Consider the following 13,705-nt stretch of genomic DNA (forward strand, 5'->3'; position numbering starts at 1 on the left):
ACGCGTGAGTGGATCCGCGGGGGCTCTCCTCGGAACCCGCGCCCCACGGTGCGACCGCGCGCATCGAGGACCCCGCCGCCGCCCCGCCCCCACGGGAGCGGGCCGTGAGGTGGCCCGGCCGTCGCGCCGCCGGGCGCCGCCGGGCCGAGCGGGAGCGTGACAACGGCCTCCGGGCACCGGCGCCGCCCCTGTGGATGCGCTGGCTGCCGGCGATCTACGTCGCGGCGGTCCTGGTGCTCGAACCGATCACTCCCGTGGAGTGGCCGGTGAGCTTCCTGCTCATCGCGCTCCCCGTGGTCGCCGCCTACGCACACGGCCCCGTCGCCGTCGCCGCCATCACCGTCTTCGCCGTCGGGTTCGAGCTGGTCCTGGCCGGCACACCCTGCTGTGCCGGGCGCTATGTGGGGTACATGTGGGAGCGCCACTACGTCGGCGCCTACGTCTCCACGGCTCTGGTCGGCGTCCTCGGCACGATCCTCGCCGGCCACCGCACACGCCGGGAACACACCCTCGCCACCGTCCGCTCCGTGGCCGAGACCGCGCAGCGGGTGCTGCTGCGCCCGGTGCCCCACCGTCTGGGCCGGATCTGTGTCGAGGCGCTCTACCAGTCCGCCGCCGCCGAGGCACGCATCGGCGGCGACCTGTACGAGGCGGTGCCCACCGCGCACGGGGTCCGGCTGCTCATCGGCGACGTGCGCGGCAAGGGGCTGGTCGCGGTGGAGACGGCCGCGACGATGCTCGGCGCCTTCCGCGAGGCCGCCCACGACGAGCCCGACCTCGCGGGAGTGGCCCGCCGGGTCGAGCGCAGCATGAGCCGCAGGGCCGAGCAGCTTCCGGGCAGCGAGGTGGCGGAGCGCTTCGTCACCGCGGTGTTCGCCGAGATCCCCGAGCACGGATCCGTCGTCCGCATCGTCAACTGCGGCCATCCCCCGCCCCTGCTCATCGGCCGCGACGGGGTCACCGAACTGCAGCCGACCGACACTTCGCCGCCCATCAACCTCGGCGTCCTGGTCGGCGACGACTACCACGTCGACGTGTACCCCTTCCGGCCCGGCGACCAGCTGCTGCTGTACACCGACGGCGTGACCGAGACCCGCGACCGCACGGGGGCGTTCTACCCCCTCACCGAGCGCATCCGCCCCTGGGCCGCCCTGCCGCCCCGCGAGCTCCTCGACCGCCTGCACGAGGACCTGCTCGAGTACGGGGACGCGAGGCTCCAGGACGACATCGCCGCCCTCGCCGCCTACCGCCTGCCCGCCGACACCCCCTAGCGCCGCCGCCGAGCGGGCGTGCAAGGGACCGATCGGCCCCTGAGGATGGGACCCGTGGCCCAGGCGCCCGGACGGCCCCGCGGAGTCACCATGGGACAGGACCTCGCCCGAGGCACGCACGCTGCGGAAGGAAGGCTGACGGTATGGGCTGGGCATCATGGACGACGACGGGGGTGTTCGCCGGACGCGGGGGCGTCCGGACCGAGGAGGCCGGGATCGTGACCGGGGACCTGACCGTGCACACCACCTGGGACGGCAATCACGTGGATGTGGCGGTCCAGTACAGCGGTACCTCCTACTGGTTCACCCTCACCGGGAGTCCGGCGCCCTGCCTTTCCGAGCAGGACAGCCGGCACCTCCACCAGGCCGTGGTGGAAGCGGTGCGGGCCGGCGGCGGCGCCACCGTTCCGCAGTACCACCCCTAGGGAGCGCGCGAGGCCCGAAGCCCGGCGGCCCGTCCGTCACGGGCGGGACCCGGTGCCGGCGTAGCGCAGCAGTACGCCCACGCCCTCGCGCAGCCGCAGCCGCCGCTCCGGCACCACCACCAGTTCGGCCCGGGTGCCGACCAGGGCGCGCGCAAGGGCCGCGTCGGCGCGCTCCTCGCGGACCTCCCGGACGCCGTACGAGCGCAGTTCCTGCTCGCTGAGGGCGAGTTGGCCGGGTTCCGGGCCGACCCACAGCCGCAGCGGCGACTCGGGGTGGTTGTTGAGGAAGAGGGCCTTGACCCGGCCGGCCTGCAGCGCCGACACGGCGGCGGAAAGCCCCTCGGCCGACGCTCCGTCGCGGGCCCGCTGGGCGAGGAAGGAACCCAGCAGGGCCCGGTCGTGCGCGGCCATGCGCCCCCTGAAGAGGTCGTCGAGCCGGTGCTCCAGCAGCGCCCGTCGCGGCTCGGACTCGCCGGCGCCCTCGACGGTGACGACCCGCGCGCCGAGGAGGGCGGGAAGCCGGCGGACGAGGATGCCGCGGGCCCAGACGTCCCCCGCGACGACCACGGCTTCGGCCTCGATGCGCCGTGCGTGGCCCTCCAGCCTCCGGCCGAGCCGCTCCGCGGCGCGCAGCCAGTCGGCCACGGGGTACTCCTCGTCGAGGCGCTCTCCCGGAGTGACCTTGGTCAGGGGCCACACGCCGGCCTCGGCCTCCACGCGCACCGAGCCGCCGGCGCTCGTGGAGTGCGGGCCGCCGTAGTGCACGTGCACCGCCAGGTACGGGATGCCCGGCGCGTGCTGCACGATCAGCGGCATGGTGTCCGGCAGCGCGCCGAAGTGCGCCGTGTCCTGCGCGGGCGGGGCGGGCAGCTCGTCCAGCAGCACCAGCCGGCCCTGCGCGGTGAACACCGCCTGCCCGTGCGGGCCGGGGATGTCCGTGTCGCCGCCGACGATGTCCGCGACCGCGCCGGCGGAGTCCCGGTCCGCGCCTTCGGACAGCAGCGTGTCCCGCAGATGCCGCCGGCGCAGGTCGATGGCGGCGTCGGGATCTTCGACGGCGCTGTCGCGGGACGTGTCCAGATAGGCCGACGCGAAGGGACCGGGCTGCTTGTACAGGGGTTCGAGGAAGGAAAGCTTCATGGCGACTCCCGCGTACGGTGCCGACGCCCCGGACGGGCGGCCGGCCGCCTGACGTACCCGCTCGGGCGGGCGGCCGCGCCGGGGCTCGTCCAGCTCCAGGATGCCCCTGCGGGCCGGGCCCCGCCCGGCCGTCACGGCGGCGGTGGCCGTATCGGGTCCCATGGGCCCGAAGAGTGCCCGATCGGCCCATCCGCGCTCCGCTTCGCGGAGCGACCCTGGACCCGAGGCGGGGGCACTGCAGTAGGGAGTGAGCGAGGATGCACGCGGATGTGGGTGACGTTCTGCGGTTCACCGGCAGGGCCGTGGGAACGCCGGAGCACCATGCGACCGTCCTGGAGGTCCTCGGAACGAACGGGGAACCGCCCTACCGGGTGCGGTACGAGGACGGCCACGAGACGGAGATCTTTCCCGGCCCCGGGTGCGTGATCGAGACCCGTCCCGCGCAGCGGGCCTGGTCCGGGCGTCCCGGGCGGGAGGCCCGGTGACCAAGCCCTCCGGCAACGGAAAGGGTGCTCGGCGGGCCGGGTGCGGCGCCAGGCTGCCGTCGCACCGGGGCGCGCGTGCCCGGGGTGGCACCCGGGCGCCGGAGGCGGGCGGCGCACGGCAACGTGGCAAGGCGTCGGACGCCTCCGGCGGGTGGGTGCTGCTGCCCGGCACCGGCTGGAGGCGTGTCGACACGATACGGGTGCGCCGTCTGTTCGGCTGAGGCGCGACGCCGCCGTCGGCACGGCGCCGTCAGAGCGCCCGCGCCACCACGGCCTCGACGAACCGTCCGACCTCCTTGTCGGGCAGGTTGCGCGCCAGATCGGCCTCGGTGATGATCCCGACGAGCTTCTTGTTCTCGTCGATGACCGGCACGCGCCGGATCTGGTGCTCCTCCATCGTCTCCAGCACCTGCCTGACGTCCGTGTCCGCCGTCGCCGTGACCGGCTTGCCCCGGGCCAGCTCGCCCGCGGTGGTGGTCTTCGGATCGCCGCCCTGCGCCAGGCACTTCACCACGATGTCGCGATCGGTGACGATCCCGTGCAGCTTGTCGTCGTCACCGCAGACCGGAAGGGCACCCACATCGAGGTCCCGCATCCGGCGTGCCGCGGCATCGAGCGTCTCGTGCTCGCCCACGCACTGGGCTCCGGTGTGCATGATGTCTCGGGCGGTGGTCATGGCGGCATCCTCCCTGCCGGAGGGGATCGTGGTGGTGTCACGAGCGGCGGGTGTCCGTTCCCGCCCCCGGTGCCCTGACCCTGCATCCATTCTTCCGTGACCCGACGGGCCCTGCACCCGGGCGGCGAGCGCCCCTCCGGCGCGCCACGGGCCGCCGCCGGGGCCACGATGGAACGACGGCCGGTGTGGGGACGGGAGTGAGGGCCAGGGGTGACACGGGCGGGCGGACACGGTGCGGGGGCGGGCGACGGGAGGCGTGCGATGCGGCGGGAAGGCGCCATGCGACGCGGCGGTCATCGCAGCGTGCCCCACACCGCGGACCTGCGGGTGGAGGCATGGGCGCCGACCCGGGAGGAGTGCCTGGCGCAGGCCGTGCGCGGGGTGTGCGCGTCGTTCCTGGACCTCACCGGAGCGGTCGGCGTGCGCAGGCGGGACGTGGTGGTGCGGGGCGACCGGGACGAGGACGTGCTCGTGGCCCTGCTGGAGGAGGTCGTGTACTGGCTCGACACCGAGGGAGAGGTCCCGGTCGAGGTGGAACTGACCCCGGCCGCCGACGGCCTGCACGCCGGGCTGCACATGGCGGACGCCGGCGCGCTGCCGGCGACGGGCGCCGTGCCCAAGGCGGTCACGCTGCACGACCTGGCCTTCGGCCGCGGCGCACAGGGGTGGAGCTGTTCGGTGACGCTCGACGTCTGAGGCCCGGGCCTGCGCCGGGCCGCGGTGAGGCTGCCGACCGGTCCCCCGCGCAATACGATGGACGCCACGGGCAGGGACGAAGAACAGCCACATCGCGCAACGTCTTCTGCGCATGGGGGCCACGCCCCCGACGGTGCCGCGCGCACTTCCGTCAACCTCTGAACAACATGATCGTTCGCGGTGTTCGAGCACTGCCCGCGCCCTACGCGCCGCATCCCGTGAAGCGCATGGAGGGAAGGGGAAGATCCATGTCCGCCACACACCCGTCCGACTTCAACCACACCATCCACACGGCGAACATCTGGCTGAAATCGGTCTCCGAGAGCCTGGGGACCGAGGACCGCCACCTCGCCCACCGGGTCCTGCGCACCTGGCTGCACACCCTGCGGGACCGGCTCACCGTCGATGTGGCCGCCCACTTCGCCGCCCAGCTCCCCGAGTTGATGCGGGGCGCCTACTACGACGGCTGGGATCCCAGCATCGTGCCGATCAAGTACGACCGTGAGGGCTATGTGAGCCGCTTCGCCCACGAGGCCAGGATCACCGTCGAGGAGGTGCCCAAGACGGCCGCCGCGGTCACCGCCGCGGTACGCCAGCACGTCTCGCCCGGGCAGCTGGAGGCCGCGCTGGAGCAGATCCCGCACGACATCCGCTCCCTGCTCCTGCAGCCGGCGTCCTGAGGGTCGGCCGTCCGCGCCGGGCGGTGACGCGTATGGACATCACGCTGGTGCAGGAGAGCCCGTTCCGGTTCCGCATGGAGCGGCAGGGCCCGATGCGGGTGCCCGGAGTGGTCTTCGCGACACAGGACCTGCTGCCGCAGGCGGCCGGGGACAAGGCACTGGAACAGGTGGCGAACGTGGCGACCCTGCCCGGGATCGTGCGCGCCTCGTTCGCCATGCCCGACGTCCACTGGGGCTACGGCTTCCCGATCGGCGGCGTCGCCGCCACGGACATCGACGCCGGCGGGGTGGTCTCACCCGGCGGCGTCGGGTTCGACATCTCCTGCGGTGTGCGGCTGCTGGCCGCCGACGTCGACCGCGGACCCCTGGCTCCGAGGATGCGGCGGCTGATGGACATCCTCGGCGACACCATCCCGCGCGGCATGGGGCGCGGCGGGCTGTGGAAGCTGTCCGGCCGGCCCCAGATGGAGAAGCTGCTGGTCGCCGGCGCCGGGTACGCGGTCGAGCAGGGGCACGGCGTACCGCGCGACCTGGAGCGCTGCGAGGACCGCGGGGCGCTGGCGGGGGCCGATCCCTCCCATGTGGGACAGCGGGCCGTGGAACGGGGGCTGAACCAGGTGGGCAGTCTGGGCTCCGGCAACCACTTCCTGGAGGTGCAGGCCGTGGACCGGGTGTACGACGACGCCGTCGCGGCCGCGTTCGGACTGCACGCCGACCAGGTGTGCATCATGATCCACTGCGGTTCGCGCGGGCTGGGGCACCAGGTGTGCACCGACCACGTCCGCGTCATGGACCAGTCGCTGCGCGGATTCGGCATCGACCTCCCGGACCGGCAGCTGGCCTGCGCGCCGGTCGTCTCCACCCCGGGCCGGGCGTACCTCGGGGCCATGGCGGCCGCCGCCAACTACGGCCGCGCCAACCGGCAGCTGCTCACCGAGGCCGTGCGCCACGCCTTCACCACCGCCGCCGGGGCGGTGGTCGAGCTGGTCTACGACGTCTCGCACAACACCGCCAAGACCGAGACCCACGAGGTGGACGGCGTGCCGCGCCGGCTCTGCGTCCACCGCAAGGGCGCCACCCTGGCGCTCCCGCCGGGCCACCCGGACCTGCCGGCGGACCTCGCCGGCACCGGGCACCCCGTGCTGGTCCCGGGCACCATGGGCACCGCCTCGTATGTGATGGTCGGCGCGGCCGGCAACGACGCGTTCGCGTCGGCGGCCCACGGCGCGGGACGCGTGTGGAGCCGTCACCAGGCGCTGCACCGGGTGCGCGGCGAGCAGCTGCGCGCCGAGCTGGAGTCCCAGGGCATCTCCGTCCGGCCGTCCTCGTGGCGCGGGCTGGCCGAGGAGGCCCCCGCCGCCTACAAGGACGTCGACGAGGTCGCCCGCGCCACCGAGGGCGCGGGGCTCGCCCGGCTGGTCGCCCGCCTGGTGCCGCTCGGCGTCGTCAAGGGGTGACGACCGCCAAAGACCGCCCGGCCCCGGCGTGCGGACGCCTCAGATCCCGGACACCCAGGCCACCGTGAACGGCGTCCGCGGTGTGCCCGGACCCATCGGTCCCCCCTTGTCGAACTGGGAGCGGACGACGAGCAGACGCCCCTGGCTGCGGACCAGCGTGGTCGGGATCTGCAGCTCCTGCGAGGTGACACGGCGCTCCAGCCGGGCCGTGGCCCCGTCCGCCGACAGCCGCCAGCGGCTGATCGTGTTCGCCCGGTTCTGCGCCGCCCACAGGGTGCCGTGCACCAGTTCGAGGCCGTCGCCGTCGACCAGGTCGCCGCCGTGCAGTGCGACGGGTCGCGCGGCCCCGCTCGCCGGGTCGACCCGGTACAGACCGCCGCCCGTCATGTCGACCGTGAACAGCCAACGGCCCGAGGCGACGATCCCGTTGAGGGTGAACGCCCCCGACGGGTGCGGAGGCACGACGTCGCTCAGGTCGTGGCGCGGGACGAGATCGGCGCGTCCACCGAGGGCGCGGGCCAGGTCGGCGGGTGTGACGGCGTAGACGACGGGGCGCACGCTGTCCGTGAGGTAGGCGGTGCCGTCGCCGGCGATCGCCAGGTCGTTGACGAAGCGGGGCAGGCCGGCGGGGACCTCGAAGCGGGCCAGCAGCGCCCGGTCGCGGATGCCGTAGACGTCGACCCCGGTCGTCGAGTCGATCACCCACAGCCGGCCCGCGCGGTCCACCTTCAGACCGTTGGCGGTCGAGCGGCCGTCGGCGCCGGCCGGGAGGAAGACCTCGGCCGTGCGCCGGCCGGGCGTCGCGCGGTATACGGCGCCGGTCGCGTACGAGCCCACGTAGACCTGGCCGGTGCGGGGGTCAGCCGCGATGCCCTCGGGGTAGACCCGGTCGCCGGGGAGGTCGTACGCGGGGGTGATCCGGCTCCGCGCGGAGGCGGGGACGGCGGGCACCGCCGTCGCCGCGGCGGCCAGGGCGGTGGCGGTCAGGAAGGAACGGCGCTTGATCGAACGGGACACGTCGGTGCCTCTCGGTTCGGCTTCTCCTTTATGGACGAGTGCGAAGCTAGATTAGAGTTCTAATCATAGTCAACGTGTTAACGATCGATAGTGCTCTCGCGGTTGGGAGGGGGCTCACCGCCGTAAGGCGCCGCTACCATGCGGAGATGACGTCCATGCCCGTGTCCGAGCGCCTCGGCTTCCATATCAAGCGGGCCGAACAGGCTCTCGGTGCGACGAAGAACGCCGTCCTGAAGCCGTCCGGCGTCACCGTCGCGCAGTACTCGGCGCTGCTCCACCTCGCCGGGAACCCGGGCATCTCCGCCGCCGCCCTGGCCCGGTTGTGCGGCGTGACGCCGCCGACCATGAACACCGTCCTGAAGAACCTCCAGGACCGCGGCCTCATCGAGCGCACCCCGCACGCGTGGCACCGGAACGTGCTGGAGACCCGGCTCACCGACACGGGACGGGCGGCCATGGCGGACGCGGACGCACGGGCGGTGCGCGTCGAGCGGGCACTCGCCGCGGAGTTCACCGAGGAGGAGCGCGCCACGCTGGTCGCGCTCCTCGGCCGGTGCGTGGAGCTCCTGGAGAAGGAGCGGCCCTGAGCCGTCTCAGGCCAGTCCCGACTTCAGGCCGGCTCCGCACAGCGGCACCACGGCGGTCGGGGTTCCGCCACCGGAGCGGGTCCTGAAGTGGGGGAGCGCGCCCGGCGCCACCTCCCGCAGCGCCGCCCAGCACGTCACCCCGGTCGTCTCCACGAACAGGCCCCGCGAGGCCAGGTCCAGCTGCGCCTGCCGGATCTGATCCTCCGTCACCGTCAGGAACGTGCCGCCGGAGTCGCGCACCGCGCGCAGGATCTGCCGGGCCCGGGCCGGGCGCGGAACCGCGATGCCCTCGGCGGCGGTGGGGGCCGCGGGGGTCACGCCCACCAGGTCGTCCGCGCCCTCCTCCCATGCGTGCGCCAGCGGTGCGACCGCCGCCGTCTGGACCGCGTACAGGGCCGGCCGCCGGTCGATCAGACCCGCCGTGTACAGCTCGGCCACGGCGAGGGCGGCGCCCAGCAGCAGCGTGCCGTTGCCGACGGGCACCACGAGCACGTCGGGGAGCCGTCCGCCGAGGTCCTCCCACAGTTCGTGGACGTATGTCTTCGTGCCGTGCAGGAAGTACGGGTTGAAGACGTGCGACGCGTAGAAGGCCCCCGGGTCACCGCTCGCCGCCTCGCACGCCGCCCGTGCCGCCGCCTCGCGGTCGCCCTCGACCGTGCGCACCCGCGCCCCGTGCGCCGTCATCTGCTCCAGCTTCTTCGGTGAGGTGCGCTCGGGGACGTACACCGTGCACGGCAGGGAGGCGCGGGCGCAGTACGCGGCGATCGCCGTGCCCGCGTTGCCGCTGCTGTCGGCGAGCACCTGGCGGGCCTCCAGCCGCCGTGCCAGCTCGGCCAGCACCACCGCGCCCCGGTCCTTGAAGGACAGTGTCGGCATCAGGAAGTCGAGCTTGGCCAGGACGCCGTCCGTCAGCTCCACGAGCGGCGTACGGCCCTCTCCGAGGCTGACCGCGGGCGTGGCCAGCGGCAGCGTCTCCGCGTATCGCCACAGCGAATTCACCCGCCCCGCAAGGGACTTGAGCGGAGCGGGGGTGGGGGCGAAGTCCAGGTCCAGCGGGCCGCGGCAGACGGGGCAGCACCAGGCGAGCGACCCGGAGGCCACACGTGTGCCGTCCGCCGGGCAGAAACAGTCCGGCAAAGGTGTCATGAGGTCAGGATATTTGTCCGAGTCCTAACGCTATGTCATGATTGCCCGGCGTCAGGGGCGTTATGTCCATGCCCTTGCGTGTCCAGCGCCGTACTTCTCGCGCGTGCACCACCCGCACACCCCCGCCGGAACGGCGCCTGCACTCCAGCAATGAGGAGGACCCCCGCATGACATTGATGCGTCAGGCCCGGCGAAGACTGGCCGGGATCGGCGCGGCGGCCCTGGTCGTCGGCCTCGTCGGCGCCTTCTCCGCACACGCGGAGCCGGGCCCCGAGGGCTTGATCCAGTACGAGGGCGAGGCGAACTCCGTCCCCGACAGCTACATCGTCGTCCTGAAGGCGGATGCCGCGAAGGCCGACTCCGCATCGGGCCAGGCCCTCGCGGCGAAGTACGGCGCCACCATCGGGCACACCTACGTCAAGGCGCTCAACGGCTACGAGATCCACGCCACCCCCCAGGACGCGAAGCGGTTCGCCGCCGATCCGGCGGTCGCCTCGGTGGTCCAGAACCGCACCTACCGTGCCACCGACACCCAGGTCAACCCGCCCTCCTGGGGTCTGGACCGCATCGACCAGAAGACCCTGCCCCTGGACGCCAGGTACACCTACCCCGCCTCGGCCGGCCAGGGCGTGACCGCCTACGTCCTCGACACCGGCGTACGCATCACCCATCAGGACTTCGGCGGCCGTGCCTCGTACGGCTACGACTTCATCGACAACGACCCCGTCGCGCAGGACGGCAACGGACACGGCACGCACGTCGCGGGCACGGTGGCGGGTACCGCGTACGGTGTCGCGAAGAAGGCACACGTCGTCGCCGTCCGCGTCCTCAACAACGCCGGCAGCGGGACCACCGCCCAGGTCATCGCCGGCGTCGACTGGGTGGCCGCGCACCACAGCGGGCCGTCCGTGGCCAACATGTCCCTGCGCGGTCCCGCCGACAGCGCGCTCGACACGGCCGTGCGCAACGCCATCGCCTCCGGCGTCACGTTCGCGGTCGCGGCGGGCAACGACGGCAACGACGCCTCCAACTGGTCGCCCGCCCGCGTGACCGAGGCCATCACGGTCGGTGCCACCTCGACGAACGACGCCCGGGCCTTCTTCTCCAACTACGGTCCGGTGCTCGACCTCTTCGCTCCGGGCGTCTCGATCGGGTCCGACTGGAACTCCAGCGACACGGCCACGGCCGTCCTGTCCGGGACGTCGCAGGCGACGCCGCACGCGGCGGGCGTGGCGGCCCTGTACCTGGCGGACCATCTGAAGGCCGTGCCCTCGGAGGTCGCGAGCGCGCTGGTGGGCGCCGCATCCGCCGGCGTCGTCACCGACCCGGGCCCCGGCTCCCCCAACCGGCTCCTCAACGTCGTCGGCGCCGGCCCGACCCCGCCGCCGCCCCCGCCCGGGCCGCGCTTCGTGAACAACTGGGACTACCCGATCGCCGACTTCTCCACCGTGGAGTCGCCGATCAAGGTCGGCAACGTCTCGGGCAACGCGCCCGCGAACCTCGGCGTCGAGGTGCACATCAAGCACACGTGGATCGGCGATCTGCGGGTCCAGCTGATCGCGCCCGACGGGTCGGCCTACCTGCTCAAGGACTACGGCACCGGCGGCAGCGCGGACAACATCGACACGACGTACGTCGTCGACGCCTCGTCGGAACCGGCGGTCGGCGTCTGGAAGCTGAGGGTCAGCGACAACGCCGCGGCCGACACCGGGTACATCGACTCCTGGGCCCTGCAGTTCTGATCACCCGTCACACGCCCACACACCCACACGTTCATACGTCCATACGTTCGAACGCCCTCGTCCTCGCGCCGGGCAGCGGGTCGCCGACCCGGGCCGCCGCGAGGACGAGGTGTGAGGCGGAGGCCGCCGACCCGTCGACGGCCTCCGCCACCGCCCTCGTCACCCGCGTTCCGCCCCCGTCGGTTCCCCGCCTACCATGCGCCTCGTACATCAGTTCTGCACTCCGGACGAGGAGCACGGTACCCGTGTCCATACCCCCGCCCCCCGGGCCCCAGCAGCCCGAGGGCATGTACCCGCAGGGCCCTCACCAGCAGCCGTACGGCCCTCCGTACCAGCCGTGGGGGCAGGGCTACTCCCCGTACAACCGCCCGGCACCGGTCAACGGGGTCGCCATCGCCGCGCTCGTCCTCGGGATCCTGTGCTTCCTGCCCGCCGTCGGGCTGGTCCTCGGACTGATCGCGCTCGCACAGATCAGGCGGCGCGGCGAGCGCGGCCGGGGGCTCGCGATCGGCGGCATCGTGATGTCGTCCCTCGGGCTCGCCCTGCTGGTGACCGCCTTCGCGACGGGCGGCGCGCACGACGTCTGGGAGGGCGTCAAGGACGGGGCGCGCGACAGCGGAGTGACGTTCACCCTGAAGAAGGGGGAGTGCTTCGACGCGCCCGGCGGCTCCCTGTCGGGCGAGGCCTACGACGTCGACAAGGTCCCCTGCTCCGGCAGGCACCAGGCCGAGGTCTTCGCCGACTTCGCGCTTCCCGGCGGCCGTTACCCCGGTGACGACGCGATCACCAAGGCCGCCGAGGACAAGTGCTACGCCCTCCAGTACGCGTACGCCATGGACTCCTGGGCCGTCCCCGGCGACGTCGACATCTACTACTTCACGCCCACGCGCGACAGCTGGGGCTACGGCGACCGCGAGGTCGCCTGCATGTTCGGCAACACCGACGAGAAGGCCAGCCTCACCGGCACCCTGCGCCGCGACGCCCGTACCCTCACCGAGGACCAACTCGCCTATCTGCGGGCGGACACCGTGCTCTACCAGGCCCTGGACACCGCGCCCGACGCCGAGTACGTCGAGGACGACCTGCCGGGCCACCGCGCGTGGGCGGGCCGGGTCGCCACGGCCCTGGCCGACCAGACCCGGCAGTTGCGCGCCCACTCCTGGGGGGACGGCGTGGGCCGGCCGGTCACGGGCCAGGCCGCGGCCCTGGACCGGGCCCGCGAGGAGTGGCGGAAGGCGGCCAAGGCCACCGACGCCGACTCCTTCTACGCCCACTACGACCGCGCCGGCGCCCTGATGGAGGGCGACGCGGCGATCACTGCCCGCAAGGCTCTGGGCCTGGCTGTCAGCCCGCCGTCGGACATGTCGGACGGCAGCGGGGGCGCGGGCGGGGATACGGGGACCGGCAAGCAGGTGTGACGGTCGCTATAGCGGGGAGAAAGTGCCTGCGTAAAGCCCTTGGTGGTCCCTTGTCATCACATCGGGTGATTCTCTGGCCCGTGCTTGCACGGGACAACCCACGGTTGCCACTCTGTTGCTGTCTGTACATCCAGAGGGGAGCGGCCAGTGACTTTCGGTGAGCAGCCGGCGTATCTGCGTGTCGCGGGCGATCTCCGCAAGAAGATCGTCGACGGTTCGCTGCCACCGCACACCCGCCTCCCGTCCCAGGCCCGTATCCGGGAGGAGTACGGAGTCTCGGACACGGTCGCCCTGGAGGCCCGCAAGGTGCTGATGGCCGAGGGCCTCGTGGAGGGGCGCTCCGGCTCCGGGACCTACGTCCGGGAGCGGCCGGTGCCGCGGAGGATCGCCCGCTCCGGGTTCCGCCCGGACAGCGGTGCCACCCCCTTCCGCCAGGAGCAGGCGGACGCCTCCGCGCGCGGCACCTGGGAGTCGCGCAGCGAGCAGACCGCGGCGAGCGGCGCCGTCGCCGAGCGGCTCGCCATCCAGCCGGGCGACCGCGTGATGTGCACCAAGTACGTGTTCCGGGACGCGGGTGAGGCGATGATGCTCTCCACGTCCTGGGAGCCCCTCGCCCTGACCGGCCGCACCCCCGTGATGCTGCCCGAGGAGGGCCCGCTCGGCGGCATGGGCGTCGTCGAACGCATGGCGGCCATCGATGTGGTGGTGGACAACGTCACGGAAGAGGTCGGCGCCCGCCCCGGCCTCGCGGAGGAACTGCTGGCGCTGGGCGGCGTCCCCGGCCATGTGGTGCTGGTCATCCAGCGGACGTACTACGCCTCGGGCCGCCCGGTGGAGACGGCGGACGTGGTGGTGCCGGCGGACCGGTACCGGGTGGCCTACCACCTGCCGGTGAAGTAGCGTCCGCGCGCGGCGCTGCCCGGCGCTGCGCCCACCCCTGTTCTGCGGCGTGGCGGCGTCTCCGG

Annotated in this window: 16 protein-coding genes; 11 read left to right on the forward strand and 5 right to left on the reverse strand. The window is 73.3% G+C overall.

The features are described 5' to 3' along the window. Nucleotides 1–104 precede the first annotated feature (104 nt). Nucleotides 105–1,271 carry a PP2C family protein-serine/threonine phosphatase gene (locus ACZ79I_RS26070; protein ID WP_471499921.1) on the forward strand — a complete coding sequence of 389 codons (1,167 nt, stop codon included), beginning with the start codon at nucleotides 105–107 and terminating at the stop codon, nucleotides 1,269–1,271. A 143-nt stretch (nucleotides 1,272–1,414) separates the two neighbouring features. Further along, a complete protein-coding gene (locus tag ACZ79I_RS26075; RefSeq protein ID WP_471499923.1) occupies nucleotides 1,415–1,696 on the forward strand; it encodes a hypothetical protein in 282 nt (93 codons plus the stop codon). 36 nt (nucleotides 1,697–1,732) lie between these two features. Here ACZ79I_RS26075 and ACZ79I_RS26080 read toward each other — a convergent pair whose 3' ends face one another. Continuing rightward, the gene (locus tag ACZ79I_RS26080) at nucleotides 1,733–2,998 is read right to left on the reverse strand and encodes a baeRF2 domain-containing protein (protein ID WP_471499925.1); all 1,266 of its coding nucleotides are present in this window, start codon (nucleotides 2,996–2,998) and stop codon (nucleotides 1,733–1,735) included. 95 nt (nucleotides 2,999–3,093) lie between these two features. Between ACZ79I_RS26080 and ACZ79I_RS26085 the strand changes: the two genes are divergently transcribed. Continuing rightward, a complete protein-coding gene (locus ACZ79I_RS26085; RefSeq protein ID WP_381082474.1) occupies nucleotides 3,094–3,321 on the forward strand; it encodes a DUF1918 domain-containing protein in 228 nt (75 codons plus the stop codon). Then, a complete protein-coding gene (locus ACZ79I_RS26090) occupies nucleotides 3,318–3,542 on the forward strand; it encodes a hypothetical protein (RefSeq protein WP_471499927.1) in 225 nt (74 codons plus the stop codon). Before ACZ79I_RS26085 ends, ACZ79I_RS26090 begins: the two co-directional genes overlap by 4 nt. A 29-nt stretch (nucleotides 3,543–3,571) precedes the next feature. Here ACZ79I_RS26090 and ACZ79I_RS26095 read toward each other — a convergent pair whose 3' ends face one another. Next, on the reverse strand, nucleotides 3,572–3,997 hold the full coding sequence (locus tag ACZ79I_RS26095) for a CBS domain-containing protein (RefSeq protein WP_471499929.1): 426 nt from the start codon (nucleotides 3,995–3,997) through the stop codon (nucleotides 3,572–3,574). Between the two features lie 303 nt (nucleotides 3,998–4,300). On the opposite strand from ACZ79I_RS26095, the gene ACZ79I_RS26100 reads away from it, so the two are divergent. The 3 genes from ACZ79I_RS26100 to ACZ79I_RS26110 all read left to right on the forward strand — a co-directional run bounded on the left by ACZ79I_RS26100 (nucleotide 4,301) and on the right by ACZ79I_RS26110 (nucleotide 6,830). Further along, nucleotides 4,301–4,693: an archease gene (locus ACZ79I_RS26100; RefSeq protein WP_471499931.1), complete on the forward strand. Its 393-nt coding sequence runs from the start codon at nucleotides 4,301–4,303 to the stop codon at nucleotides 4,691–4,693. Between the two features lie 248 nt (nucleotides 4,694–4,941). Continuing rightward, on the forward strand, nucleotides 4,942–5,373 hold the full coding sequence (locus tag ACZ79I_RS26105) for a DUF2267 domain-containing protein (protein ID WP_471499933.1): 432 nt from the start codon (nucleotides 4,942–4,944) through the stop codon (nucleotides 5,371–5,373). A gap of 32 nt (nucleotides 5,374–5,405) precedes the next feature. Beyond that, on the forward strand, nucleotides 5,406–6,830 hold the full coding sequence (locus tag ACZ79I_RS26110) for an RtcB family protein (protein WP_471499935.1): 1,425 nt from the start codon (nucleotides 5,406–5,408) through the stop codon (nucleotides 6,828–6,830). A gap of 39 nt (nucleotides 6,831–6,869) precedes the next feature. Here the strand turns inward: ACZ79I_RS26110 and ACZ79I_RS26115 are convergent, their stop codons facing one another. Beyond that, a complete protein-coding gene (locus tag ACZ79I_RS26115) occupies nucleotides 6,870–7,847 on the reverse strand; it encodes an SMP-30/gluconolactonase/LRE family protein (RefSeq protein WP_471499937.1) in 978 nt (325 codons plus the stop codon). A gap of 146 nt (nucleotides 7,848–7,993) precedes the next feature. Between ACZ79I_RS26115 and ACZ79I_RS26120 the strand changes: the two genes are divergently transcribed. Next, nucleotides 7,994–8,434 (forward strand): MarR family winged helix-turn-helix transcriptional regulator, encoded by a 441-nt coding sequence (locus ACZ79I_RS26120; protein WP_471499939.1) that lies wholly within the window; start codon nucleotides 7,994–7,996, stop codon nucleotides 8,432–8,434. 6 nt (nucleotides 8,435–8,440) lie between these two features. Here the strand turns inward: ACZ79I_RS26120 and ACZ79I_RS26125 are convergent, their stop codons facing one another. Then, nucleotides 8,441–9,580, reverse strand: coding sequence for a threonine synthase (locus ACZ79I_RS26125; RefSeq protein ID WP_471499941.1), 1,140 nt, complete (start codon nucleotides 9,578–9,580; stop codon nucleotides 8,441–8,443). Nucleotides 9,581–9,747: 167 nt separating this feature from the next. Between ACZ79I_RS26125 and ACZ79I_RS26130 the strand changes: the two genes are divergently transcribed. Further along, nucleotides 9,748–11,322, forward strand: a complete 1,575-nt coding sequence (locus ACZ79I_RS26130; RefSeq protein ID WP_471499943.1) for a S8 family serine peptidase — start codon at nucleotides 9,748–9,750, stop codon at nucleotides 11,320–11,322. A 31-nt stretch (nucleotides 11,323–11,353) separates the two neighbouring features. On the opposite strand, the gene ACZ79I_RS26135 is transcribed toward ACZ79I_RS26130, so the two are convergent. Further along, nucleotides 11,354–11,485: a hypothetical protein gene (locus ACZ79I_RS26135; RefSeq protein WP_471499945.1), complete on the reverse strand. Its 132-nt coding sequence runs from the start codon at nucleotides 11,483–11,485 to the stop codon at nucleotides 11,354–11,356. Nucleotides 11,486–11,567: 82 nt separating this feature from the next. On the opposite strand from ACZ79I_RS26135, the gene ACZ79I_RS26140 reads away from it, so the two are divergent. Together ACZ79I_RS26140 and ACZ79I_RS26145 are read left to right on the forward strand one after the other, a co-directional pair. Beyond that, a complete protein-coding gene (locus ACZ79I_RS26140; RefSeq protein WP_471499947.1) occupies nucleotides 11,568–12,740 on the forward strand; it encodes a DUF4190 domain-containing protein in 1,173 nt (390 codons plus the stop codon). 147 nt (nucleotides 12,741–12,887) lie between these two features. Next, complete coding sequence (locus tag ACZ79I_RS26145; RefSeq protein WP_471499949.1) at nucleotides 12,888–13,640, forward strand: GntR family transcriptional regulator; 753 nt, start codon at nucleotides 12,888–12,890, stop codon at nucleotides 13,638–13,640. Nucleotides 13,641–13,705 lie beyond the last annotated feature (65 nt).

This window comes from Streptomyces sp. PSU-S4-23 (genome assembly GCF_055632315.1).

Excerpts from the sequence above, each read along its gene's own strand:
- ACZ79I_RS26075 (WP_471499923.1), top strand. The coding sequence starts at position 1,415 with ATGGGCTGGGCATCATGGACGACGACGGGGGTGTTCGCCGGACGCGGG.
- ACZ79I_RS26080 (WP_471499925.1), bottom strand. The coding sequence starts at position 2,998 with ATGGGACCCGATACGGCCACCGCCGCCGTGACGGCCGGGCGGGGCCCG.
- ACZ79I_RS26085 (WP_381082474.1), top strand. The coding sequence starts at position 3,094 with ATGCACGCGGATGTGGGTGACGTTCTGCGGTTCACCGGCAGGGCCGTG.
- ACZ79I_RS26095 (WP_471499929.1), bottom strand. The coding sequence starts at position 3,997 with ATGACCACCGCCCGAGACATCATGCACACCGGAGCCCAGTGCGTGGGC.
- ACZ79I_RS26105 (WP_471499933.1), top strand. The coding sequence starts at position 4,942 with ATGTCCGCCACACACCCGTCCGACTTCAACCACACCATCCACACGGCG.
- ACZ79I_RS26110 (WP_471499935.1), top strand. The coding sequence starts at position 5,406 with ATGGACATCACGCTGGTGCAGGAGAGCCCGTTCCGGTTCCGCATGGAG.
- ACZ79I_RS26120 (WP_471499939.1), top strand. The coding sequence starts at position 7,994 with ATGACGTCCATGCCCGTGTCCGAGCGCCTCGGCTTCCATATCAAGCGG.
- ACZ79I_RS26125 (WP_471499941.1), bottom strand. The coding sequence starts at position 9,580 with ATGACACCTTTGCCGGACTGTTTCTGCCCGGCGGACGGCACACGTGTG.
- ACZ79I_RS26130 (WP_471499943.1), top strand. The coding sequence starts at position 9,748 with ATGACATTGATGCGTCAGGCCCGGCGAAGACTGGCCGGGATCGGCGCG.